Here is a 24,150-nt window from a genome sequence, read left to right as displayed (position 1 = left end):
AATTTAAAGCTTAATTTTTTAAAGACGTAACAATCCTTTTTACTACATTACCCAAAAGTGGAAAGTTGTAAATTCCTCTTACAACAAGGATTTTATTTGTTCTTCCATTATAACCAGGAGGGAATAAAAAAAAAGATAAAAAAATACTTTTATATAGTTTAAGTATATCATTTTCTAATTCATATTTAGCAGAAAGATGATAGTAACACATACTTAACAATCTATTTTTTCTATCTAAAGGTAAGCTTTTTTTCAGGGTAGCTTTTTTGAATATTTTTTTAAAATTTTTTAATTCTTTTTCATATCGTAAAGTATCTCCGTAAGTGTATGACTCATCATGTAATCTATATATATTAGTGTATTCAAAAAGTTGAATAACTGGATACTTTAAAGCAATATGCAACCATAAATCTAAATCTTCTAATCCTGAAATAGTTGGGTCAAATAAAAATTCATTAAAAATTCCTCTATGAACACATGTCCTAGCAGGATTAAAAGTATATTTTAAGATATAAGCAAACTTATCCTCACTACTAATATTAGGAACTTGTTTTTGAGCTTTTTTACCAGAGTCATATAACAACCAGCTATTTGAAAATAACAATGCTTTTGGCTCATTTTTACTTTCAAGATATTTATAAAAATTTTCCAAATGATCAACATCAAAGAGATCATCACTATCTAAAAAACAAATATACTTACCTTTACTTGCTAATATTCCTCTATTTCTTGATGCACCTCTCTCATTATTTAGCTCATTTCTCAAATATATAATCCGTCCATCTTTATAAGATTTTATTGTTTGAGCAGTGTTATCTGTCGATGCATCATCAATTACAATAATCTCAAAATTTGAGAAAGATTGATCTAAAACAGAATTTATAGCTTCTTGAATCAGTTTTTCTCTATTGTAAACTGGAATTACTACAGAAAAATACGGAGTATTACTTGTCAATTTTTTTTTAATTTAATAAAGACTTTCTCAATAAGTACATATAGTCCTTAACAAGGTATCTAGGTAATAATAAAGCATTAATGTTCTTTAGCAACTGGTAAGATTTATTTTTTGACCCATTATAAAATTGTTTCACAGATTCAAAATATAAATAAGTATGAACCACCCTTTTTATTAATTTAGATGGAACTGAAGCAGGTAGACTAAAAATGTAATTTTCTACTAAAGTATCACTCAAGCTTTCTATAAGCATGAGTTGATTTGTCCTTTGGGTTTGATTTGCTAAACTATAATAAATGCTATTATTATCTATTTTAAATTTTGATTTTGGAGAAATCATTTCCGGATCCATCTCTAAGGTTGTTTTTGATTCAGGATGTAAACGATAACTTGCCAATACATCATCGACCTGTTTTATACCATTCACCCCATTTAAAAACAAATACTTCAACCATATTTCTTTATCCATAAAATAGTGAAGTAATGGATTGATCCCGACTTTTTTAATGAATTCAGTTTTAAAAAAAGTTACTGGTTGAACACAATAACTTCGAACAATAGTTTCTTCTAATGATCGAAAAAGAGGTGTCCCTTTTCCAATACGCTCTTCTATACCCTCTCCAAACATTCTTATCTTACCAGTAACAACATTTACACTTTTATCATCAAAAACATTCGATATAACATCTAAAGCACCTGGTTCAAGCAAATCATCTGAACATAACCAATTAAAAACATCTCCTGTTACATGCTTCAGCCCTTTATTTATAGCTTCACTTTGACCGCTATCTTTTTCACTTGTCCAATAGGTTAAATATCGGTCGTATTTCTTAATAATGTCAATGGTTCCATCTGTACTACCCCCATCAATAATTATATATTCGAGGTTTTCGTAATTTTGAGATAGAACTGAATTTATCGTTTCTTCAATAAATTGTACTTGATTAAAAGAAGGAGTTACTAATGATATCTTCAAAAGATTTGGATGAAATTGATTTGCAAACTAATTACCTTATTATTCAGCTACTCATTTTTATAAATATCATTATCGATTTTTTTATTAAAAAAACTAGCGAAAGAATATAGTTTGTTATACTTAGTAATATTACTATTGGAAGAATTCAATAAAAACATATCAAACATTTTTGATTTTCTTGGTTGTACATTTTTAAATTCATAACCATAGCTTTCCATAAATTCACTACCTAAATAATTAGCATAACCTTCAAAAAAAGATTTCCAATACTTATTAGATAAGTAAAAAATTTCATTTTTATCCTCTTGCTTTTTTAGTGGTTTTGAATGTTTATACAAATTCTTATCTCCCATAAATCCATTCACTTTACTATTTCCCTTATAACTTAAAACTTCTTCTACAAATGGGATATTTAACCAATTATATAAACTTTGTATTTCTTCTTCAGATTGATTAACAATACTTTCGTAATGAGTTACTCTAATATTTTTCGATTTATCGGCAAATCTTTGTATTTCAAAAGGTGCGAATAAAATATCTCTTTTGTAAAACAAAAGTTCTTCAATTGATTTTACATTCCACGTATTTATAATAGATGCTAGAACATCAATCGGATTTCTTTTGAGAAGAATTATTTTACAATTAGGGAAAACTTTTAATATTGGAGAAAGTATCTCATAATATCGAGGTGTCTTATCTAAAAAATAAGATGAGCCTTTGTCTACAGCAGAGTTATAAAGTGTGAGTAAGAATTGAGAAATTTTTTCATATAGCTCATTATCCAATTTTTTCTCATTAAACTCTTCTATTGCCTTTTTAGATAAAATGTCATTATATATACTCCCATTTTCTTTACCATTAATAAAATTTAAAAATGGTAACAATATCCAAGGTTCACTGGAAGTACTAACCAATGAATTATTTGATAAAACACTTTGTAATAGTGTTGATCCGCTCCTTGGTTGAGAAATCACAAATATTAATTGAATCTCTTCCATAAGTCATGTCTTATCCTATATAATACATCTCTATATTGTTGAGGTCTCTGAATAAGGTAAGAGATAAAGAATAAAGGATTATTATAAAAAAGTAAATCTTTGAATAGCTGTTGATCTATTTCACTTTTAAGCATCTGTATACTAGTATTATTCCTGTTTTTTTCCACTAGATGCATATTTTTTCGAATAATGCTTTTCATTTCTAATAGAAGCTCAGAGCTCTTTTTTATAGTAGATATACTATCAGGATTATCTTTATAAACAGAGCCTATATTATCAACATATTGTATTTTAGAAAAACTTGAATACCTTATTCTAGAGTCCCAGTCATGATATGCGGGAATGCTTTCGTCATAATAATTTATCCTTTTCAGGACAGAAGCCCTTATTAATTCATACCTGAATAAGATACCATGAGGGTAATTTCTTGAAAATATTTTATCTATTGAATTATCAGTTTTAGGACTAATGCTTCCATCGTTCCAATTTATCTTACTGCCACTTTTATCTAGAATATGGAAATTAGAGTAAATAATGTCTAATTCTGGATTTTCTAATAATTGAAATACTTCTTTTTCTATTTTATTAGAATAATAATAATCATCACCATCTAAATAAGTTATGAACTGCCCATTACACAATTTAAATCCAGTATTTTTATTCTTTGGAATACCGACATTAGAATCCTGAATAAAGCACTTAACTTTTTTTGGATATTTTTTACTCCATGATTTAATTAATCTATTTGACTGCCTTTCAGTTGAAGCATCATCTACTACAACAATTTCAATATTATCATAAGTCTGATTAATTACACTTTCAAAAGCACATTCCAATAAATCAGGTTGATTGTAACTTGTTAGTACTATACTAATTAAAGGTTCAAATTGCATTTTTTTGTACTTTCATATAAACACTAGTATGTTCATTACTTCATTTCAGTATAATAAGAATACATCCCTAAAGCCATGTCCAATTTAGTTGTTCAGAAATCCCTTTAGGGTATTGTTTGTTAGAATTATAACCCATCCAATTATAGGGAGCTATTATTTTATTATTAGATTGATTATTTAAAAAAGCAGCCCACCAAGCAAAAGAACTATTGGAGATTATAACATTCTTTGCATTGGAAATCCATTGAAAATCATTGATCATTATTCCTTTTGAGTATAAAAAATTAGGATAGTTTTTAAGGAGATGTTGGGCTTCCTTTATATCATCGCTCAAAACTATTGTAGGATATTTCTCAATCTCATTCTCAAGCAAACCTATTGCTTTTTTATAATAATCTATAGGTAAAGATAAATCTTCCCCTCTAACATCTTTATAGTCAGTTAATCTAATATGTATTACATTATAATTAGATTGAGATTTTAATGTGTTTTTTTTCTCAGCTTGAAAATTATAAATATATTTTTCCCGTATTTGAAAGTTTTTTTTTATTAAAGCTGAGTGTTCTTTAAAATAACTTAATGATTGAAAAAAACCTTTGTAGTATATGTGTACTAACTCATTCTTAGCAAGCTTATCTTCTTGAGCAAGAAATGCTTTTTTTTTAAAAAAAAGATGGTATAATTTAGTAAGAATTGTGTTTTTTATCCTTGAATAGGAATTTAATTCAAAGTATTCAGGTAAGATAAAATTAACTTTTAATTGATCTACGAACCAGATGGTATTTTTTTGTTTTGAAAGTGATAAAACAAAAGCATATTGAAACATATGGTTGCCCATACGCCCATCCAGAAAAACACCTATCATAAATTCGAATTATAGCGATGAAAAGACAAACTTTTAAACTGAGGAGAATGAAGCTTGGCTAAATATCCAATACTTTCCGGTTGTTTAATTGACTGTCTAAGATTAAACCAGTAGAATTCTTTATATTCTTTTTTAAATTTCCTAAGGACAAAATTACCATAAAGCTCATATTCTGAAAAACCAGACATACTATTCCTATCAGTATGTTTTAATATTGCCTCAATCCAATTTAATTGTGTATGTTGCTCTATATGCTTTCTTAAAGCGATTAATTTATCTTTCTCCATTAACATATAGTGGGCTACAAAAGAAAGAACACTTGATGGTTGGTAACCTGTTAATTTATAATAGGTATCAAAATAAGGTGGATGCCATTCGTCTGAATGATCCAATAATTGTTTCCCTTTATATTCAAAAACACGGGGTCTGATAAAAACAGTATCTGCATCTAATATAAGAAGAGCATTATTTTCTGCAATTTGATCGGCTGATAGTTTGAGTAGTTGCTGAAATAACCAACCAGATCTGTCTTCATTATTTACTTTGTATTCAATTTCACTTTTTTTAATTGGTAAAACAGTATCTTCATTTACCCAGCAACATTGAAGAGATTGAGCTACTTTTTTTATCTTTTCTGATGATGGTGAAATCAAATAAATTTTACCAATTGGATGCTTTATGTTTTGCTTAGCAAAATCAATAACATATGGAATAGTTACTAAATCTTTTTCCACAACAGGTATAATAATATCCAGTGGAAGTTGACTTGATATTTCTTTTCTGAGATTAGGATCTTTATTTAATAAAGGATAGTATTCTCTCAATTTCCTTAATTCATTTTCCCTATTAGTTTTTTCACTAATACTCTTTACAGAATCTCTTATAAAATTACTAAGTGGGAAATCCTCATTTAAGTTAAATAATGAAGACTTAATGTGATTTAAAATCTCTTTTTTATTTGTATATGGCTGATATTCAGCCATCTTCTTTATCTTATCTTTATGTAAGCCAGAAATTTTACCATGGAACCCAAAACTTTGATCTAGGCTAAATTTACTATCACCAACAGGATTTTCTACTGCAAATTGAGTTGCAACTTCGAGTGGTGCAAATTTGATATTATGTTTAAGAAATTCATTCCTATAAAAGAGATTTATTACATCGTCTTCTGGAATTGTAAAATCTGAGATATTTAATTTAGTGCATAACTCAAGTAGCTTTTTACTACGTAAAGAAAACCCCCCATTTTGTAAATAAGCATAAGGCTCAGAACATCGAACTTTTTTAAAAGCTTCTACAAAATTATTTGGTTGTATAGAAAGCCAAGAATCATCATCTGGTAGAGCAGCACCTATAAAATCATAATCCAGAAATGAATCTTGCCAAAGCTCAGGCCTTAATATAAATCCATCTGTTTGTACTAAAAGACTATAATCAGTTTCTATATACTGACTCAGTTCTTTAAGTATAAAATGGTTATACCCTTGAATATCAATAGAAGGAATAATATAAAAATCGATACCAGTTAAATCTCCTTTGGGTTTTGATGCTGAGAATAGCTTGACAGATTCGAATTCAAACCCAATTAAACAGTATCTTAACATTTTGAGAGACAAATCGGGCTCAAATGCATTAACTGTAAAAAGAGTAATATTATCTAGTTTTTTCTTATTGTTCATTTTTTCTTTTGCATTTGAACAACATAACTAAATCTGTAGCTTGAGAATTAAAGGTGTAAATTTTATTGATCAGTTTTACTATCAAATTCGACTTTTTAATTAAAGGCAAATATTTTATTATTTCTCGTGCTGGTTGAACTTTCCATGGAGAAAAATAATCATCGACATATAATCCAGCTGATTCAATTAAAGATTTGGCAGTATCAGGGTTAAAAAACCTTAAATGAGTTTTATCCATAACTCCCTCTTCAGTATAATTGAAGTGTCCAGCCATTATTTGCATCCTAGTTTGCATATTGTTGATATTAGGAAGAGCAATTATAATCTCACCATTCTCTGTTAATTGAGAAGATAAGAATTTTAAAGTTTCCCAAGGATCAACTAAATGCTCTAAAACATGAAGAATAACAATTACATCATATTTATTTTTTGAAATTGAATTCTTTACAGGTTCAGTTTCAATATTTCCTAAAATGCTTTCATTACAAAAATTCTCAGCATGTCTTATTGCATTCTCATTTATTTCGACTATGGTTACATCAGAAAATATTTTATTAATCCAATATGTTAAATAGCCAGTATGACACCCTATTTCTAAAGCATTTTTTTTAGTCTCTATAGATTCAATCCAATCTAAAACTTTACCTGCTTCAGAATTTAGATTATCTCTATTCTCTACAATGTCTTTATGATAAATAAGACTTTCGTATTTTAAACTACTCATAATTATTAGTTGATTACTGCCATTTAAAAATAGGTCTTATAACACCTGGAAGTTTTCCTTCGTAACCAGCTTTTGACTTTGCACCGAGCTCATCATTTATATTAAATCTAATTACATTATTTTCATATAAATGCAATTTATGTGGCTCAAATGTACTCATGGCTATGCTCACAAAATATTCTTCATTATTCAAAAAGTTTTCAGGAATCCATAGAATTTTCTCATGAACACCTAATGAACTATTTATAAATGAATTATCCACCGAACAAAAAACTGTAATATCATTACCGGTTTTTAGATGAATACTAAGCCTAGGTTGGTTTAGTTGTATTTTATTTTTGTAAGAAATTTTTACCCCAACTTTTGAAGACACATCTGCAAATTCAATATACTTCCCTCTTTCATCTATAATTTCTGCTGAAATTAATTCTACAATTTCATCTCCAGGTCTAGAATTTTCATTCCAAATAACCTTTGAGTCACATTGAAAAACACTTTGCTGTTGAAGGTATTTACTTATTGCCTCCTCTACATCTCCGCTATAATTTACTGTTCCGTTTGATAATAAAACACCTTTATTGCAAAGTAAACTTATACTATGCATATTATGACTCACAAACAAAACTGTCCTCCCTTCTCCCTTGCTTACATCTTGCATTTTGCCGATGGCTTTTTTCTGGAATTCTGCATCTCCTACAGCGAGTACTTCATCTACAATTAAAATTTCAGGTTCAAGGTGAGCTGCTACAGCAAAACCTAACCTGACAGTCATACCACTACTGTAGCGTTTTACTGGTGTATCTAAATATTTTTCGACACCTGAAAAATCGACAATTTCATCCAACTTAGCCTTAATTTCAGCTTTGGTCATTCCGAGAATAGCTCCATTCAAATAGATGTTTTCTCTTCCTGTTAATTCTGGATGAAAACCTGTACCTACTTCTAACAAACTTGCTATTCTACCTTTTGCTCTAATTCTGCCAGTAGTTGGTGCAGTAACTTTTGATAAAATTTTTAAAAGTGTAGATTTTCCTGCTCCATTTTTTCCGATTACTCCTAAAACTTCACCTTGCTTTACTTCAAAGTTGATGTCATTTAATGCCCATACATAATCGCTATTACCTTTTTTGGTACGATCATTTATTTCACCTACTTTGAGTGTTGGGTCTTCTTTTCCAGTTAACTTTGCCCAGAAACGAGTCATATCATCACGCAAAGTACCTGAGCCTACTGTACCTAATCGGTATTGTTTAGAAACATTTTCAACTTTTAATACTACACTCATCGAGTCTATTTTGTAGATTGTTATATCCTATTTTATTTAGTTTTTCCCACGGCTTCGCCCCGTGAGTCCCACCCCCACTCTTTTTAATTCTTCAAGAAATACCAACCCCTACTATCCCCTAAATTTTCTGATATAAAGCCACGAAAAAGCGGCACTATTTATTTCTAAAATTTTTAAAGCAAACAGAGTTACCTAAACTGTATCCATAAAAGTTTTTTCAACTCTATTGAAAAGCACAATACCAGTTAAAAACAATACAATCGCTGTTGTTGCACTATATGCTAACCAACCCAAATCAACTATTCCAGCACCTAAAAAAGCATATCTAAACGCTTCAATTAATGGTGCAATAGGATTGATTAGTAGATATTGTTGCATCTCAGGAGACAAACTTGATACAGGGTAAATTACAGGAGTTGCGTACATGAGTAAGCTCACACCAAAGCCAATAAAAATGCTTAAATCTCTGTACTTGGTGGTTAATGATGAAATGATAATACCCAAACCTAAACCAATTACAGCCATAATCAACATAATGAATGGCACAGCAGCTATCCATATATTTGGATGCACATTTTCTCCTTTCATTAAAAAATATCCCATAAATACAAAAAACATGAGCAACTGAATTCCAAACGAAATCAAGGCACTGATCACATTACTTATTGGGACTACTAATCGAGGAAAATAAACTTTACCAAATATATTAGCATTGCTTACAAAAGTATTAGATGTAGAGTTAAGACATTTTGCAAAATACCCCCAACAAACATTACCACACATATAAAAAAGTACTGGAGGTAAACCATCAGTAGAAATATTTGCTATCCTATGGAATACAATAGTAAATATAATGGTCGAAAAAAGAGGATTTAAAAAATGCCAGAGATGACCGAATACAGTCTGCTTATACGCCGCTACAAAATCTCTTCTTACAAACAGAGTGATTAAATCCTTGTAGCGCCATAGCTCTCCAAGGTTTATTTGAAGCAAACCGTTTTTTGGTTTTATTTCTATATCCCACTGTTCGTCAGCCTGCATGGTTTTATCTTAAAAAATACAACTTCAGTTTAAAAAATTAATCACCTAGCAAACGATATCGAATTGGGAATATTTTTACAAATGGGAAAAAATCATCAAGAAAAAATAAAAAAACTCCCAACCTTAGCAGACTGAAAGTTTTTACTATAATCAATAAAACTTTACTGTTTCAAAACCTTTTGCATATATACTTTATCTCCTAGCTTTAGATGTAAAATATATAGCCCCATAGGCATTTCCTGCATACTGATATCAAATGTATTCTCTCCTGCCATACACAATACATTTTCTTTAATTAGCAGTGAATTGCCTGCTATATCTGTTAAAGTGTAATTGACATTCTGGGTAGACTCAAGTTTAAACACTAATGCTGCTTTATTTTTAGTGGGATTAGGATAAACTTGCATTGATATTGCTTCAGGAGTTCCCTTTTCAATAGATAATACGCTATAAGTACTCAAGGTGATTTTATCGCTTTCATAAGTTACACCAGCATCATAAATAACTTTCACAGAGTAATTATATTCGGCTTCTTCACCTATTTCCCAACCAATGCTAAATGGATAAGTAGCATCTTCACCTACTAATTCATCATTTATATAAAACTCTACTTTTTGTATTTCATACCCTGCTGATGGTTCTACTGAAAGCGGAATACTTGTAAATGTATCAAATGTTGAATCTGAAGTAACTGTAGTATAATTTACAGGAAGGTCACCTTCATTTCTCAAATACACTTTTATCTCATCTGTTTCTGCTATACCACCATCTTCATCTTTAACAGTTACACTGATGTTATAAATACCAGCTTCGGGATTATTCCAGTTAATATCAAATGGAGCTGAATTGTTTTCTAAAACCATATCACTATCAACATAAAATTCAATATTACTTATTTCTCCATCATCATCACTGGCTAAAACAGGTATATCAACTATTGAATTTGTAAAATGCACACTACCATCTTCAAGTCCATCAAAACTGACTTGTGGTTTTTTATTCACTTTTATATCAAATGAAGATGAATAAGCAGCTCCTCCTTTATTATCTATGGCTTTTGATTTTATAGTATAAATTCCAGCTTCAGGATTCTCCCAAGTAAAAACAAAAGGCGAGATTTGAACTTCTCCTATATAAATACCTTCTGCATAAAATTCAACTTTCTCCACTTCTCCATCGCTATCATTTGCAGTGGCTTGTAAAGCAAGATTCTCTCCTTCCTGTATCACACCTGACTCAACAGTCGCAACCATACTTACAGAAGGTGGAACATTCAGTTTAATACTAATAATAATTTTATCAGAAACTGTCTCTTCAGCATTGTTATCATAGGCATGAGCTGTAATTTCATGCATACCTGTAAATGGGTTAGTCCAAGTAAATGAAAAAGGTGCAGTAGTGGTTGTACCAATCAATTTCTCTCCACTGTAATACTCCACTTTTACCACTTCACCATCTGTGTCACTGGCATTAACTGTGAACTCAAGATCGTCACTAGCATAAAATGCATTTCCAGAACCCGGCGAGGTAATTGATATTTCTGGCTTGATGTTTTTTAATTTGTGGGTGTTTTCGGCTGCTAAAGAAATTTGCTGAAAAGCTAAAAATAAAAAGATCAGACATCCTTGCAGGCTGCCCTGAGTAGCATTAACTGTAGAAGTAAGTTTCATAAATTTATCTTATTAATCTTCTGTATGATTTTAAATGAAAGCTTTTTCCAAATAAAAAGCCTTGCATTCGTTCGTAGAAATCCATTTTAAAATATCATACAATTCTATAAAATGGAATATATCGTAGCTTGTGGTAGGTTAATGTGTGATTCTTACTTGCTAAAGTAAAATAATCAATATAGAGGGGCTACTCATCACTGTTAATGATGATTAAGCTGGTTCTCAACAAATATTAATGATAGAAATAGACAGGAAACTTTAATAGAATCTAGTTTAACCTCACTCTTGGGTCAATGGCAGCATATAGAATATCTACCACAATATTGATCGTAACGAAAACGATGGCTACAATTAGTGTCGCACCCATTACTACTGGAAAATCTAATAACTCAACTGCTTTCAATGTTTTAAGGCCAAGACCTTTCCAGTTAAAAATGTATTCGATAAAAAATGCCCCTGCCATAAGTGATGCTAACCAACCTGACACAGCAGTAATTACAGGGTTTAAAGCATTTTTAAGTGCATGTTTTAATACAACTGCCACTCTACCTAAGCCTTTTGCCTTCGCAGTACGGATATAATCCTGAGAAAGTACTTCTAGCATAGAACTACGAGTAAGCTGAGTAATAATCGCTAATGGTCTGATACCTAAGGTAAAAGCAGGGAGAATAATATTTCTCAGCTCCAATTGCCTTCCATAAATAGGATCATTATTCCAGAGAGAACCTGTAAGTGGTAAACCTGTATATTCTGCCAAGTAATAACCAAATACCATTGAAATGATAATTGCCATCACAAAAGAAGGTGCAGAAATTCCCATTACTGAAATAGAAATAACAAAGTGATCCCAAAAAGTATGTTGCTTTAATGCGGCAATAATTCCAAACAATATTCCAAACAATGTAGCAAATAGCATAGATACCAAAGCAAGTACTAAAGTACCTTCTAGGTTCTCGATAATGATTTCATCAACTCGTTGGTTAGATTGGAATGAACGCCTCAGATACGGCCTTTTAACTACCAATACTTTTTCTCCAAACTCTATTACCTCTGAATATTCGTATTTTTTCTGATTTTTTTCACTATTAGTATGAATAGATATTGGTGAGAGATCATTTAAATACTTTGCAAACTGCTCATATAAAGGAAGATCGAGCCCTAGTTCATGTCTTATTAGTTCTCTTGTTTCTTTATCAGATTTAGAACCCAACATTAACTCCACTGGGTCACCAGGCAGTGCATGAAATAGAAAAAACACTACGTGAACCACACCCAGAATAATCAAAAAACCGTAACCAATTCTCTTTAAAACAAAACCAAGCATATTAGGCTCTAAAATTCTTTGATATTTTCAACCGGAACTTCCGGAGAAACCTCTTTTATCTACGCCCTATATGCTATTTTATTGAGACTTATAGTTTATTTATTAGTTCCTCAGTATCAGGAACATTGCGATTTGCCCACTTCCCTTTTACTACTCCATCTTCTAATAACAACACTCCGGGATTTGAGCGAATTACTGCTTTTAGTACTGTGGCATCTGAATAATAAAATGGTGCTGCCAATTGAACTTCATGTCGAAATTCATCAAAATTATTACCATCAGAAGTTAGAATCATAGGTTCTATTTCTGGGTAATTTTGATTTAAATCTTCGATGAGCTTGCTAATAGCTGGATAACTATCTTTTGCTGTCCCTTCTACTTTATGCACTATTATGAATAATTTTTTGCCAGTAATTGATTCTTCTGTAAAGTCGTCACCCTCATCATTACTTACATTATAATCTACTATCTTAGGCATACACTCTTTTTCATTTAATACATTCATTTCTTTGAAAGTATATGACTTATCTGTAGGGTAAGCATCAAAAGTATATTCTTGCCCATCTTTTTCCATAATGTATTCATATTCACAAGCTGCCTGAGGTTTCATCAACTCACCAATATTATTACCTACTTTATAATCTCTAAAGTCGAGAATTGGAATGTAAGCCAATGCATAAAGTGCAATTGCAAGTGAAGCTAAAGTACCCACTACAGTTACCAGTAAAGCAGGCTTACTTGCTTCATTTCCGAATTTTTTATTCTGAAATAATAGAATACCAATTAAAATACAAAGGATAACATCTTTAGTAAACGACTGCCAAGGTGTTAAGGGAATTGCATCGCCAAAGCATCCGCAATCTGTTACTTTATCAAAATAAGCTGAATAAAAAGTAAGAAAGGTGAAAAACACTATTAGTACAGCCAGCAATATTACTGTTAGCTTTTTCTTAAAATTAACCAACAGAGCAATACCCAAAACCACTTCTAAAACACAAAGAAATACCGCTAAAGGAACAGAAATGGGAATAAACCAATGAAAAAATGGAGCAAAATCTGAAGCAAATACTTCGAAGTATTCTTCTAGTTTAATCGCCGTTCCCATTGGATCGTTAATTTTGATTAAACCTGAAAAAATGAATAATGCTCCTACAAAAAAGCTGATGATTTTGTTTAAAAATTTCATTTGATAGCTCAGTATGTTATTATATGCTGGTAAATTATTTGTCGTCTTTCATTAAAATAAGTGCAAAAACTGCATAGTTCATCATATCTCTATAATTAGCATCCACTCCTTCTGAAACCAATGTTTTACCTGCATTATCTTCGATTTGGCGTGTACGCATAATCTTCATCAAGATAATATCGGTAATGCTACTTACTCGCATCAACCTCCAAGCTTCTCCATAATCGTGATTCTTATCCATCATTAATGAAAGTGTTTTTTCACTCTCCTTATCATACAGACTCATTACTTCATTAGCCTGCAATTCCATTGGGTGATCTTCTGTAAGCTGTAATTGGATAAGAGCAATGATGCAATAATTGATAATACCAACAAACTCATTGCTGATGTCTTCATCAATTTTCTGCTTGCCTTTTTCCTGAATAGACCTTATTCTAGATGCTTTTATAAAAATCTGGTCTGTAAGAGATGAAGGGCGAAGGATTCGCCATGCGGTACCATAATCTATGGTTTTCTTTTCAAAAAGCGTTCTGCAACGTGTAACAACCTCTCTGTATTCTGCTTCTGTTTTGTTTGACTTATCCTTCATGAATAGTGAATGCTAAACTGATTTTACTAAAAAACCACGCTAAAATAGCAAATAATTCTTTGGATAGGATAAACTAAAATTACCCTATCCTGTAGATTGCTTTAAAAAATGGTTAAACAGTAAGTTCCGTTTCTTAAACTGCAACTTTCTTCGCTTGAAAGAAATGGAATAGCAAAACAAAAAAGGCGATTAGCAAACCAAAGCACTCTCTAGCAGTCTCAATAAAAACTTTATTTGGTGCCATTGTTTCGAATATTTCATCTGTATTGTGGTTAGCAAACCAGTCGTAAACCCCCGGTGAAAGTGTAAGCGCCCAAACAAAACTTACTGCCATTCCTGCTATTATGATAATTTTATTGTACTTGCCCATAAATGCAAAAGCACTTATTACGGCAATAGCCCCATACATTAAAACCCAGATTAGAGGGTCAGGATCATTAAGCTGTACTACTGCAAAAACAATAAATAATACTGTTAAAATTGCATTTACAATCTTCATATTGGTTGTTGAATTTAAGTCTTTAAAATTCCACTAATTTAATTGAATTGTCTTACCTTCTTTATCACTCTGTATTGAATATTCAATGATTTTTATCACATTCATCGCCTCTTCGGGTTTTACAGCCAGTGGTTTACCTTCTTTAATTGCCGCAGCAATATTTGCATAAAAAGCAGGATAATCTCCAGCAATTGTCTCTACTTGTCCTTCAATATGCAAACCACTTGTCTCTGTGTTTAAAAAGCCCCAATCAGCTTCATTTTCGGTTCCCCAATCATTACCATAAGGAGCAAAACCAGCTTTCAGCATATCTTCTTGTGGATCAATTCCATATTTCACAAAAGAACCCATTGTACCATGCATACTATATCTTGGCCCCGCTTCTCTCACCAAATAACCTGATCTAATTAATACTTTTACCTCTTCGTATTCCATCCTCAAATCAAAGTTATCAATCACACGCCCACCAGTTCTGGTTATTCCCAAATGAGCAGTAATTGTATTTGGCATTCCAAAAAGCACCAATGCCTGATCTATCATATGTGCACCAAGATTGTAAAGAATTCCTGTGCCCGTGTCTTCTTCTTCTTTCCAAGTATTTTCTTGAATATAGTTTCTAAAGCGATCGTAATGCGATTCAAATTCTACCAGTCTACCTAACATTTTACTGTCTATAACTTTTTGAACTGTTAGAAAATCTCCATCCCATCGGCGATTCTGAAATACACTTAGAACTTTCCCTGCTTTTTCAGCTACTTTTATCAACTCTTCTGCTTCTGAAGATTTTATGGTAAAAGGCTTTTCTACTATTACATGTTTGCCTTTTTCTAAAGCCTCTTTAGCCATTTCAAAATGCAAATAGTCGGGCGTGTTTACCACTACTAAATCAATGTTGATATCATCAGTAATTTCTGAGAAACTCCTAACAATCTCTGCATCAGAAAACCTTGATTTAGATTTATTAGATGAGCGCTCCATAATTTTACGAAGCTGAAAATGTGAATTGGAAGAGATAAGCGGTGCATGAAAAACCTCACCAGACATTCCGAATGAAGTTAGTCCTACTCTTATTTTTTCTGGCATGATCTGTCTATTTTAAATTATGTAGTTCTGAAATATGCCATTATAAGCACTTTTTTCCAAATCATTTACCATCGAATTTACCGAATCTAACCATTTACTATTCAAAATATACCACTAACAAAAACTCACTGTATTATCCTGCAAAAGTTTACTACTTTCCTTACTACTAATTCTCCTTGGTGTTCAATTTAAAAAGATAATGAAATGTTAAAGAACTACTTCCAGATGGCTGTTAGAAGCACTGTAAAAAGTGGTATGACCTCACTCATAAACCTAATTGGTCTTGCCATTGGCATTGCTTGCAGCTTGCTTATTTTCATCTATGTAAATCATGAGGTTTCTTATGATCAATTCCATTCAAAAGCTGATCGGATTTTTAGAGTACTTTCTATTGATGAGGCACTTGGAGTAAGCAACAGCATGGTTGGTATTACCATACCCGGTGTAGGTGCTGTAATGAAAGATCAACTACCAGAGGTAGAAAATACGGTGAGAATGCAACAAGTCGGACAAGCATTACTCACTTATGAAGAAAATAGTTTTTACACCGAACATACACTTAGAGCCGAAGCATCTTTTTTCGAAATTTTTGATTACGAATTAAAAGAAGGTGATAGAAATAATGTTTTGAGAGCCCCATATAAAGTGGTAATAACAGAAGAGATGGCTCAAAAAACATTTGGTCGAGAGGTTGATCCAATTGGCAAAAGTATTACTTTAAATAACGAACAAGAGTATGAGATTACTGGAATTTTAAAAGATCAAGATAAACCATCTCACCTCAGGTTTGATCTAATTTATTCAATGTATCCAGCTCAGTCTGATTCAGGCTTGGTTCAATATTTAAACTCTTTCAATAACATTAGCATGACAACCTATGCCTTATTGAAAGACCCAGCAATGGAAGCCAGTGTAGAGGAAAAAATAGAACCGATTCTTAGAGAAAACGAAGTACCTAACATCTGGAAAGTTACTTTACAACCACTTTCTGAAACACACTTAAATTCATCAAATGTAATTTTCGATAACATCAATCAAAACAAAGGGGATTCTAGTTATGTGTATTCGCTTTCTGCCATTGCTGTTTTTGTTTTGTTAATCGCAGCCTTCAATTTTATGAACTTAGCAACGGCTCGATCTACCAAACGAGCACGGGAAGTAAGCATGAGAAAAGTAATGGGAGCTGGTAAAACTCATTTGGTAATACAGCATTTGGGCGAGTCGGTTTTAATGTCGTTTAGTGCTTTGGTATTAGCCTTAATTATGGTATCAATTACTGGCTCAATAGTTCAATTACCCATTGCAGTAGAACCTGTAATTTACCTTTTCCAAAATCCAGTTTCGTTGACGGCAATCTTAGGAGGAACCTTATTACTTGGAATATTAGCAGGAATTTATCCAGCATTAATTCTATCATCATTTGAACCTGTAAAAGTTTTAAAAGGCAATTTTTCGAGCAGTGGAAAAGGAATTTTGCTAAGAAGAGTATTGGTAATTTTGCAGTTTGCAGTTTCTATTGCCATGATTTCTGGAACAGCAATCGTTTACCGCCAACTCGATTACATCAAAAATAAAAACCTCGGCTTTAATAAAGAGCAGATTGTTACCATTGGTTTGAATAACCAGCAAATGCGTGAAAGTGCCGAACAATTGAAAAATGAATTTCTACAATTGCCAGGAGTGTCTTACGCAGCTACAGTTTCTTCTTTACCCGGACAAGGTTTTGGCAGAACAGGTTTAAGGCCTGAAGGTGTCGGACAAGAAGAAGACCCTTGGATAGTGAGCATCATGACTTTCGATGAAAATTTTATTGATATGATAGGAATGGAAATCGCTCAAGGAAGAAACTTTTCACCAGATTATGGAACAGAAGAAGATGAAGCAATCATCATCAATGAAGCTTTAGCAAGAGAATTCAACTGGGAAAAACCTGTGGGTAAAAAGCTATTCTTTGGCGAGGATGAAAGAACTGTGGTTGGCGTGGTTAAGGACTTTCACTTTGCTTCGATGCGCCATAAAATTGAGCCAATTGTAATGATTTACCAACCCGGAGCTAATGGCAGTATTGCTTTAAAAATAAAACCTGAAAACATGAAAGAAACCATTTTGCAAATTGGTGACTCATGGGAAAAAGTAAATGCAGGTATGCCATTTGAATACACATTCTTTGATGAAGAGTTTGGCCAACTTTTTCAAAGTGAAGAGTCTTTCTCTAAACTGATTGTCAATTTTACTTGGTTAGCCATTTTTGTTGCTTGTCTGGGTTTATTCGGCTTAGCCTCATTTATTGCTGAGCAAAAAACCAAAGAAATTGGCATAAGAAAAGTACTTGGCTCATCTGTAAGTAAAATAGTAGCCTTGCTTTCTAAAGAATTCGCTTTATTGGTGCTCATCGCCAACTTTATAGCTTGGCCAATTGCTTGGTATGCAATGGACACTTGGCTGCAAGACTTCGAGTACAGAACTGATATTAGTTTTATCACATTCTTTTTGGCAGGCTTTGCTTCTTTAGCAATTGCGCTTTTATCTGTAAGTTATCATTCTATAAGAGCGGCTATTGCTAATCCAATAAAAAGCTTGAGAGATGATTAATTGATTCTCGCTAAAATTAAAAAAAGCTCAATCACCAAAAATGATTGAGCTTTTTTATTAATCCCATTTGCCCCAACTGTTTTCGTAATATTTTACCAAAGCTTGATTATCAAGCCTATTGATTTCTACGTTCGAGGCTTGCATGTCTTTTTCAAACACAAATATTTTTGGGAGAATATCTGAAGTTAAAAAACGATTTTGTAACCTGTTTTTATTTTCATCTAGATGTTTAGCCACAGGTTTTATCAATTCTTCTACAACTGGCTTTTTATCATCAAAATAAGCTTTCTTCGGAGTTTGGAAACAGATATTAAAACCCCACATACCGAAAGTTGGCAGATAAACATTTATTGGTAACACGCCTCCAAAAACAGCCTCCATGGTTTTATTAATACACCAAAATGCATTGGCTGCAAAATACGGCGAGGTCGACTGAGTAATCACCACACCATCTTTAGCAAGAATTTGCTGTATCATCTGGTAAAATTCTTTAGAGTATAATTTCCCTAATGAAGGCGAATTGGGATCAGGTAAATCGATAATGATCAATGAATAAACTTTGCCAGAGTTTTGGATAAAATTGAAAGCATCATCGTGCACTACATTCACTTTGGGGTGTTGCAGTGCACCATTATTATATTTTGTGAAAATCGGATTGGTACTGGCAATTTCTGTAATTACCGGATCGAGATCGACCAAGTCTATACTTTTAATCTCATCGTATTTCAATAACTCTCTGGTAGCTAAGCCATCTCCGGCACCCAAAAGCAACACATTTTCAGCTTGTGGCAAATAAGCCATCGGCACGTGTACTAAAGGTTCATGGTATCTATATTCATCAATTGTGGAAAACTGCAAGTTACCATTGATATATAAGCGAACGTCTCGATCGTACTTAGTCACAACTACTCTTTGGTATTCGGTCTGTCTAGAAAAAATAATATTATCTTCATAAACATACTGCTCCAACATTCCACTTAACTGAAATGAATATGCCATACCAACTATCATTACTGCGATAGAACCAATGGCAGATAACATCAATGGAGTAGCATTTTTTATATTCTTCTTAAATAAACTGGTATTAAAAACAGCAATTAGCAGGTTAAGAATACCTACAAGAAAAGATGTTCTCATTAATCCCAAATAAGGCAAGAGAATTAATGGAAACATAACTGAAGCAACCAATGAACCAATGTAATCGAATGCCAACACATTAGAAATGGTATTTTTGAGGTCTTCGTAGTTTTTAAGAATACGGGTAATAAGTGGAATTTCTATACCTATAAAAGCACCCAATATTACTATAAGAATAAATGCAGTTAGATAGTAATTCTCTGTAAGTGAAAAACTGGCATGTAAAATTAAGGCAGACAAACCTCCTACTATACCCAGTGCAATCTCCACCCAAATAAATCTCTCAAGAAGATTATTATTAATAAATCTACTAAAAAAAGAGCCTATCCCCATTGAAGAAAGGAAAAGGCCAATTGTGATAGAAAAATGCAGAATACTACTCCCTAAAAAATAAGTAGAAATTGTGCTAATTAGTAACTCGTATAAAATACCGCAAACGGCTATAATTAATACAGACACTAGTAAAACAGGTACTTCTTTCTTCCCCTGTACTTCTCCTTTAAATGTTTGTGCTTCTTCCATTCAATCTTATTCCTGAAATGTGTAGTTTAATGAAAAATATAATTTCATTTCAAAGTTGGTTCACAATTTATAGCTTTGATCCTCAAAAATTCAAAAAATCTGAACTTATGGCAACATTATATCCCTTGAAATTTAAAACCATATTTAAAGATAAAATATGGGGCGGAGAAAAAATCAATAAAGTTTTAGGTAAAAACTTTGAACCACTACCCAATTGCGGAGAAACATGGGAGATTTCTGGTGTAGAAGGCAACATCTCTGAGGTTTCAGAAGGAGCGCTTAAAGGAAAAAAACTCACCGAACTAATAGAAGAATACAAAGGTGTATTAGTTGGTGAAAAAGTATATGAAAAGAGTGGAAATGAATTTCCTTTGTTAGTGAAATTTATCGATGCTAATGCAGACCTTTCTATTCAGGTACACCCAGATGATACGCTTGCTAAAAAGAGACACAACTCTTTAGGTAAAACTGAAATGTGGTATATTTTTCAAGCTGATGAAAACACAAAACTAGTTTCTGGTTTCAATAAAGAGCTTGATAAAGAAACTTACCTGAAACATCTTAATGAAAAAACACTTACCGAAATAATGAATTATGAGGATGTAGAAGACGATGATGTTTTCTTTATTCCGGCAGGTAGAGTGCATACAATTGGTAAAGGTTGTTTATTAGCTGAAATTCAACAAACTTCTGATATTACTTACAGAATCTACGATTTCGACAGAAAGGATGATCAAGGTAATACGCGTGAACTTCACACAGAAGAAGCACTTGATGCAATTGATTACAAACATTACGACCAGTACAAAACTCAGTACGACAAGAGTGTAAAAAATGCACCGGTAAAATTGGCTAGCTGCCCTTACTTCGAAACCAATGTATTAAAATGTTCTGAGAGCATTGAAAGAAACTACGAAAACCTCGATTCGTTTGTAATCTATGTTTGCTTTAATGGTAGCTTAGATATCGAATTTGATGGAGGAAGTATATCAGCTAAAAAAGGTGATGCCGTGTTGGTGCCTGCTACAATTAATAATGTAGTATTAAAACCATCTTCTTCTTTCAGTATTTTGGAATCTTACGTTCCTGCTTAATTAGAAACACAAATCAAGACAATAAAAAAAGGTTAGTCAAATAGTTGGCTAACCTTTATTACTTCATGATCTGATTCTGTGATAGTTGTTAATAAAATTTTTATATAATTGACAATGTAAGCGCGCCTTTTAGGCATTTAAATCTTTTTCTATCTCTAATTGTATTTTTTCTAGGTGTTCCTTCTTTGCTTCTTTTTTCTACCTCTAAATATCACCCTAAATGGAGCAGATAAAACACCTTATACACATCAATTACCAATTGATTTCTAAATATCATAAAAATTAGAAAAAACACGCTCACCCATAATGGGTGATATTACTCTAACCCTTCGGAAATTAGGGCTAAAAAACGTAAAATTTTTTCTTAGGATTGTGATAATTAGCACTCAGATACATTTACAGTGATATTTACAGCCAAACCACCTTTTGAAGTTTCTTTGTATTTCACCTTCATATCTTTGGCAGTTTGCCACATGGTGTCTATCACTTTATCAAGAGTTACTTTTGCATCTTCAGGATCGCTGTTTAAAGCAATATTACAAGCAGTAATTGCTTTTATAGCCCCCATAGAATTTCTTTCTATACAAGGTATTTGAACCAACCCACCTACAGGATCGCAAGTAAGCCCAAGATGGTGTTCCATAGCAATTTCGGCTGCCATTAAACTTTGTGCAGGAGAACCACCCAAAGCTTCTGTTAACCCTGCTGCTGCCATGGCCGAAGACACTCCTATTTCTGCTTGGCAACCACCCATTGCGGCTGAAATAGTTGCTCTCTTTTTAAAGAATGTACCTATCTCTCCTGCAACTAGTAAAAACTTAATAATATCTTCGTCTGTAGCTGCTCTGTTTTTAAAACAGAAATAATACATAATTACTGTCGGAATTACTCCTGCCGAGCCATTTGTAGGAGCCGTTACTACCCTACCCAATGCAGCATTCTCTTCGTTTACAGCAAGCGCGAAACAACTCACCCATTTTAATACTTCATCAAAATCGAGCTTAGATTTTTTAATGAGTTGTATCCATTCTGCTGAGTTAGTATAGGTTTGCTCACCCAGCAATTTCTTATTTAAAGAAGCCGCTCTTCTTTTTACATTAAGTCCACCCGCCAAAATACCATCGGTATTACAACCTTTATACACACATTCTTCCATAGTATGCCAAATGCGCATTAAGCCATTATTTATTTCATCTTCTGTTCTCCACGCTTTTTCGTTGGCAAATACCATTTTAGCAATAGAAAGATTCTCTCTATTACAATGCTCCAACAAGTTTGCAGAAATATCGCATGGGAATGGCAATACCTTTTGTGTACTAGTTACATCTTCACCTTCTGCCACAACAAAACCACCACCAATTGAAAAGTAGGTACTTTCTAGTTCTCCTTCTGAAGTAATGGCAAAAAACTTCATCCCATTTGCATGAAATGGCAATCTTCTCTTGCCAATTAATTTTAAATCTGTTTTTTCTTTAAAAAGAATTTCCTTTTGCTGTAAAAGATTAATTGTTCCTGTCTCTCTAATCGACTTTACTTTATCACTTATTAGTGAAGTATCCGTTGTTTCTGGATTCTCCCCTAATAGCCCCATTAAGATCGCAATATCAGTTGCGTGGCCTTTTCCGGTTAGTGCCAAAGAGCCATACAATTCTATTCTTATTCTGGAAATAGCCTCAAAATTTCCTGCAACTTGTAATTCTTTTAACCATCTCAAAGCAGCTTTCCATGGACCTAAAGTATGCGAACTAGAAGGCCCTACTCCAATTTTGAGCATGTCAAATACACTGATGCATTCTGTCATAGAGAGATAAGTAGTAAAGTAAAATAGCAAAAAAATAAAGCAGGTAATTACCTGCTTTCAGTTCAATTTACAAGAATATAAATTGTATTCTTTTTTTACCATTTAATAGTCTTTAAAATAATATCTTCTTCGTAGTTCCCATAAACTACTACTTCTTTCATTGCAAAGCGCCTGTTATCATCCACCTCCGAGTTAAAATCTGCTTTAAAGTACCTCACTTCGCCAGTTGGTAGTTTTAAAGTTACATTTTTACTCAAATCACCTTGATCGCCAGACATATGCATGGCGTCAAATTGATAAGCCGCATGTTCCATTTGTTCAAAAGCAGCATCTTTTATTCCATACTCTTCTGTAAGCAATGCCACAGCTTCGTCGATACTCTCACTCTTTAACCTAATGCCAGTTATAAGACTGTCTTTTCTCACCACATACTCTACTGAAAGCATTCCTTTATCTGGCAAAGTAGATGCGCGTTCATTTTCGAGTAAAAAGTGGATGCTTTCACCATCCTTATCTTCCAAGTTAACCAACATAAATGGCCCATTTCCACTTTCTTCTATAGAAACCAACTCACCTATTGTTTTTTTAACCGGTGCACCTACACTCTCAATTAATTCAAAGTTTTCTTCGAATTCAATTTTCCCTTTATCAAAAGTATATGAATCTAAATTGACTTTAACTGAGGTTTCTTTTTTTTGAGATGAATCTGAAGATTGGCAAGCGTGTATAAAAAATGAAAGTATTAAAACATTGTAAAAAAAATTTCTCATAGTTTCACGTTTCATGAAAAATACGGCAAATTAATTTACCTATTTAGCGCAAAATTACCGAGGAAAAACTTAGTATTTCTAAAAAAATTTAAAGTAATCGTTAATAAGATATAACTGCTTAAGGGCAATTACATACCGTTTAAAAATATTGGAAAGTTAAATAAAATTCTGGAATGACTTTTCTCATTGTTAATATGAACTTAATCCACTAAATTTGTTTTTATTTAGAATAAATAAAAATTGCTTTGAAAACAGCAGCCATACTAAAAAAAGGAGAAAAAGGAATTATTGAAAAATTCCTTGATGAGGCACTTTCAGCAAAGTTTCTGGAAATGGGTTGCCTGCCGGGTTACGATGTAAAACTAATCAGAAAAGCACCTTTTGGATGCCCAATATATTTAAAAGTAGGTAAGAATTTTTTAGCACTTAGAGAAGAAGAAGCCCGCAACGTAGTATTAAAATAAGTA

General features: G+C 32.5%; 21 protein-coding genes. 3 read left to right on the top strand and 18 right to left on the bottom strand.

What is annotated here, in order from left to right:
- Nucleotides 1–10: 10 nt before the first annotated feature.
- The 15 genes from OQ292_RS11755 to OQ292_RS11685 form a co-directional block, all read right to left on the bottom strand.
- Nucleotides 11–955: a glycosyltransferase family 2 protein gene (locus tag OQ292_RS11755; RefSeq protein ID WP_284682326.1), complete on the bottom strand. Its 945-nt coding sequence runs from the start codon at nt 953–955 to the stop codon at nt 11–13.
- A 7-nt stretch (nt 956–962) separates the two neighbouring features.
- On the bottom strand, nt 963–1,931 hold the full coding sequence (locus tag OQ292_RS11750; protein ID WP_284682325.1) for a glycosyltransferase family 2 protein: 969 nt from the start codon (nt 1,929–1,931) through the stop codon (nt 963–965).
- Between the two features lie 47 nt (nt 1,932–1,978).
- Nucleotides 1,979–2,929: a sulfotransferase family protein gene (locus OQ292_RS11745; protein ID WP_284682324.1), complete on the bottom strand. Its 951-nt coding sequence runs from the start codon at nt 2,927–2,929 to the stop codon at nt 1,979–1,981.
- Nucleotides 2,911–3,822 (bottom strand): glycosyltransferase family 2 protein, encoded by a 912-nt coding sequence (locus OQ292_RS11740; protein WP_284682323.1) that lies wholly within the window; start codon nt 3,820–3,822, stop codon nt 2,911–2,913. The genes OQ292_RS11745 and OQ292_RS11740 overlap by 19 nt, the downstream gene beginning before the upstream one ends.
- Nucleotides 3,823–3,889: 67 nt before the next feature.
- Complete coding sequence (locus OQ292_RS11735; RefSeq protein WP_284682322.1) at nt 3,890–4,687, bottom strand: alpha-1,2-fucosyltransferase; 798 nt, start codon at nt 4,685–4,687, stop codon at nt 3,890–3,892.
- Complete coding sequence (locus OQ292_RS11730; protein WP_284682321.1) at nt 4,684–6,366, bottom strand: DUF5672 family protein; 1,683 nt, start codon at nt 6,364–6,366, stop codon at nt 4,684–4,686. Before OQ292_RS11730 ends, OQ292_RS11735 begins: the two co-directional genes overlap by 4 nt.
- Nucleotides 6,356–7,090, bottom strand: coding sequence for a class I SAM-dependent methyltransferase (locus OQ292_RS11725; protein ID WP_284682320.1), 735 nt, complete (start codon nt 7,088–7,090; stop codon nt 6,356–6,358). The genes OQ292_RS11730 and OQ292_RS11725 overlap by 11 nt, the downstream gene beginning before the upstream one ends.
- 13 nt (nt 7,091–7,103) lie before the next feature.
- Nucleotides 7,104–8,375: an ABC transporter ATP-binding protein gene (locus tag OQ292_RS11720; protein ID WP_284682319.1), complete on the bottom strand. Its 1,272-nt coding sequence runs from the start codon at nt 8,373–8,375 to the stop codon at nt 7,104–7,106.
- 192 nt (nt 8,376–8,567) lie between these two features.
- Nucleotides 8,568–9,416 (bottom strand): ABC transporter permease, encoded by an 849-nt coding sequence (locus tag OQ292_RS11715; protein WP_284682318.1) that lies wholly within the window; start codon nt 9,414–9,416, stop codon nt 8,568–8,570.
- Between the two features lie 161 nt (nt 9,417–9,577).
- The gene (locus OQ292_RS11710) at nt 9,578–11,086 is read right to left on the bottom strand and encodes an Ig-like domain-containing protein (RefSeq protein WP_284682317.1); all 1,509 of its coding nucleotides are present in this window, start codon (nt 11,084–11,086) and stop codon (nt 9,578–9,580) included.
- 268 nt (nt 11,087–11,354) lie between these two features.
- The gene (locus OQ292_RS11705; protein WP_284682316.1) at nt 11,355–12,410 is read right to left on the bottom strand and encodes an ABC transporter permease; all 1,056 of its coding nucleotides are present in this window, start codon (nt 12,408–12,410) and stop codon (nt 11,355–11,357) included.
- An 88-nt stretch (nt 12,411–12,498) separates the two neighbouring features.
- Nucleotides 12,499–13,596, bottom strand: a complete 1,098-nt coding sequence (locus tag OQ292_RS11700) for a BT_3928 family protein (RefSeq protein ID WP_284682315.1) — start codon at nt 13,594–13,596, stop codon at nt 12,499–12,501.
- 34 nt (nt 13,597–13,630) lie between these two features.
- A complete protein-coding gene (locus OQ292_RS11695) occupies nt 13,631–14,185 on the bottom strand; it encodes a DUF1599 domain-containing protein (RefSeq protein WP_284682314.1) in 555 nt (184 codons plus the stop codon).
- A gap of 133 nt (nt 14,186–14,318) precedes the next feature.
- On the bottom strand, nt 14,319–14,684 hold the full coding sequence (locus OQ292_RS11690) for a transmembrane 220 family protein (protein ID WP_284682313.1): 366 nt from the start codon (nt 14,682–14,684) through the stop codon (nt 14,319–14,321).
- A gap of 33 nt (nt 14,685–14,717) precedes the next feature.
- Complete coding sequence (locus OQ292_RS11685) at nt 14,718–15,767, bottom strand: oxidoreductase (protein WP_284682312.1); 1,050 nt, start codon at nt 15,765–15,767, stop codon at nt 14,718–14,720.
- 204 nt (nt 15,768–15,971) lie between these two features.
- On the opposite strand from OQ292_RS11685, the gene OQ292_RS11680 reads away from it, so the two are divergent.
- On the top strand, nt 15,972–18,359 hold the full coding sequence (locus OQ292_RS11680) for an ABC transporter permease (protein ID WP_284682311.1): 2,388 nt from the start codon (nt 15,972–15,974) through the stop codon (nt 18,357–18,359).
- A 57-nt stretch (nt 18,360–18,416) separates the two neighbouring features.
- On the opposite strand, the gene OQ292_RS11675 is transcribed toward OQ292_RS11680, so the two are convergent.
- Nucleotides 18,417–20,018, bottom strand: a complete 1,602-nt coding sequence (locus OQ292_RS11675; protein ID WP_284682310.1) for a polyamine aminopropyltransferase — start codon at nt 20,016–20,018, stop codon at nt 18,417–18,419.
- Between the two features lie 107 nt (nt 20,019–20,125).
- On the opposite strand from OQ292_RS11675, the gene OQ292_RS11670 reads away from it, so the two are divergent.
- A complete protein-coding gene (locus OQ292_RS11670) occupies nt 20,126–21,112 on the top strand; it encodes a type I phosphomannose isomerase catalytic subunit (RefSeq protein ID WP_284682309.1) in 987 nt (328 codons plus the stop codon).
- Between the two features lie 379 nt (nt 21,113–21,491).
- On the opposite strand, the gene OQ292_RS11665 is transcribed toward OQ292_RS11670, so the two are convergent.
- Nucleotides 21,492–22,913: an L-serine ammonia-lyase gene (locus OQ292_RS11665; RefSeq protein ID WP_284682308.1), complete on the bottom strand. Its 1,422-nt coding sequence runs from the start codon at nt 22,911–22,913 to the stop codon at nt 21,492–21,494.
- A 95-nt stretch (nt 22,914–23,008) separates the two neighbouring features.
- Complete coding sequence (locus OQ292_RS11660) at nt 23,009–23,683, bottom strand: hypothetical protein (protein ID WP_284682307.1); 675 nt, start codon at nt 23,681–23,683, stop codon at nt 23,009–23,011.
- A 245-nt stretch (nt 23,684–23,928) separates the two neighbouring features.
- On the opposite strand from OQ292_RS11660, the gene OQ292_RS11655 reads away from it, so the two are divergent.
- Complete coding sequence (locus OQ292_RS11655; RefSeq protein ID WP_284682306.1) at nt 23,929–24,147, top strand: FeoA family protein; 219 nt, start codon at nt 23,929–23,931, stop codon at nt 24,145–24,147.
- Nucleotides 24,148–24,150 lie beyond the last annotated feature (3 nt).

It is taken from the genome of Chondrinema litorale (assembly GCF_026250525.1).
Lineage (GTDB): Bacteria > Bacteroidota > Bacteroidia > Cytophagales > Flammeovirgaceae > Chondrinema > Chondrinema litorale.
Note: the sequence above shows the minus strand (reverse complement) of the source record. Positions and strands in the feature narration are given on the sequence as shown.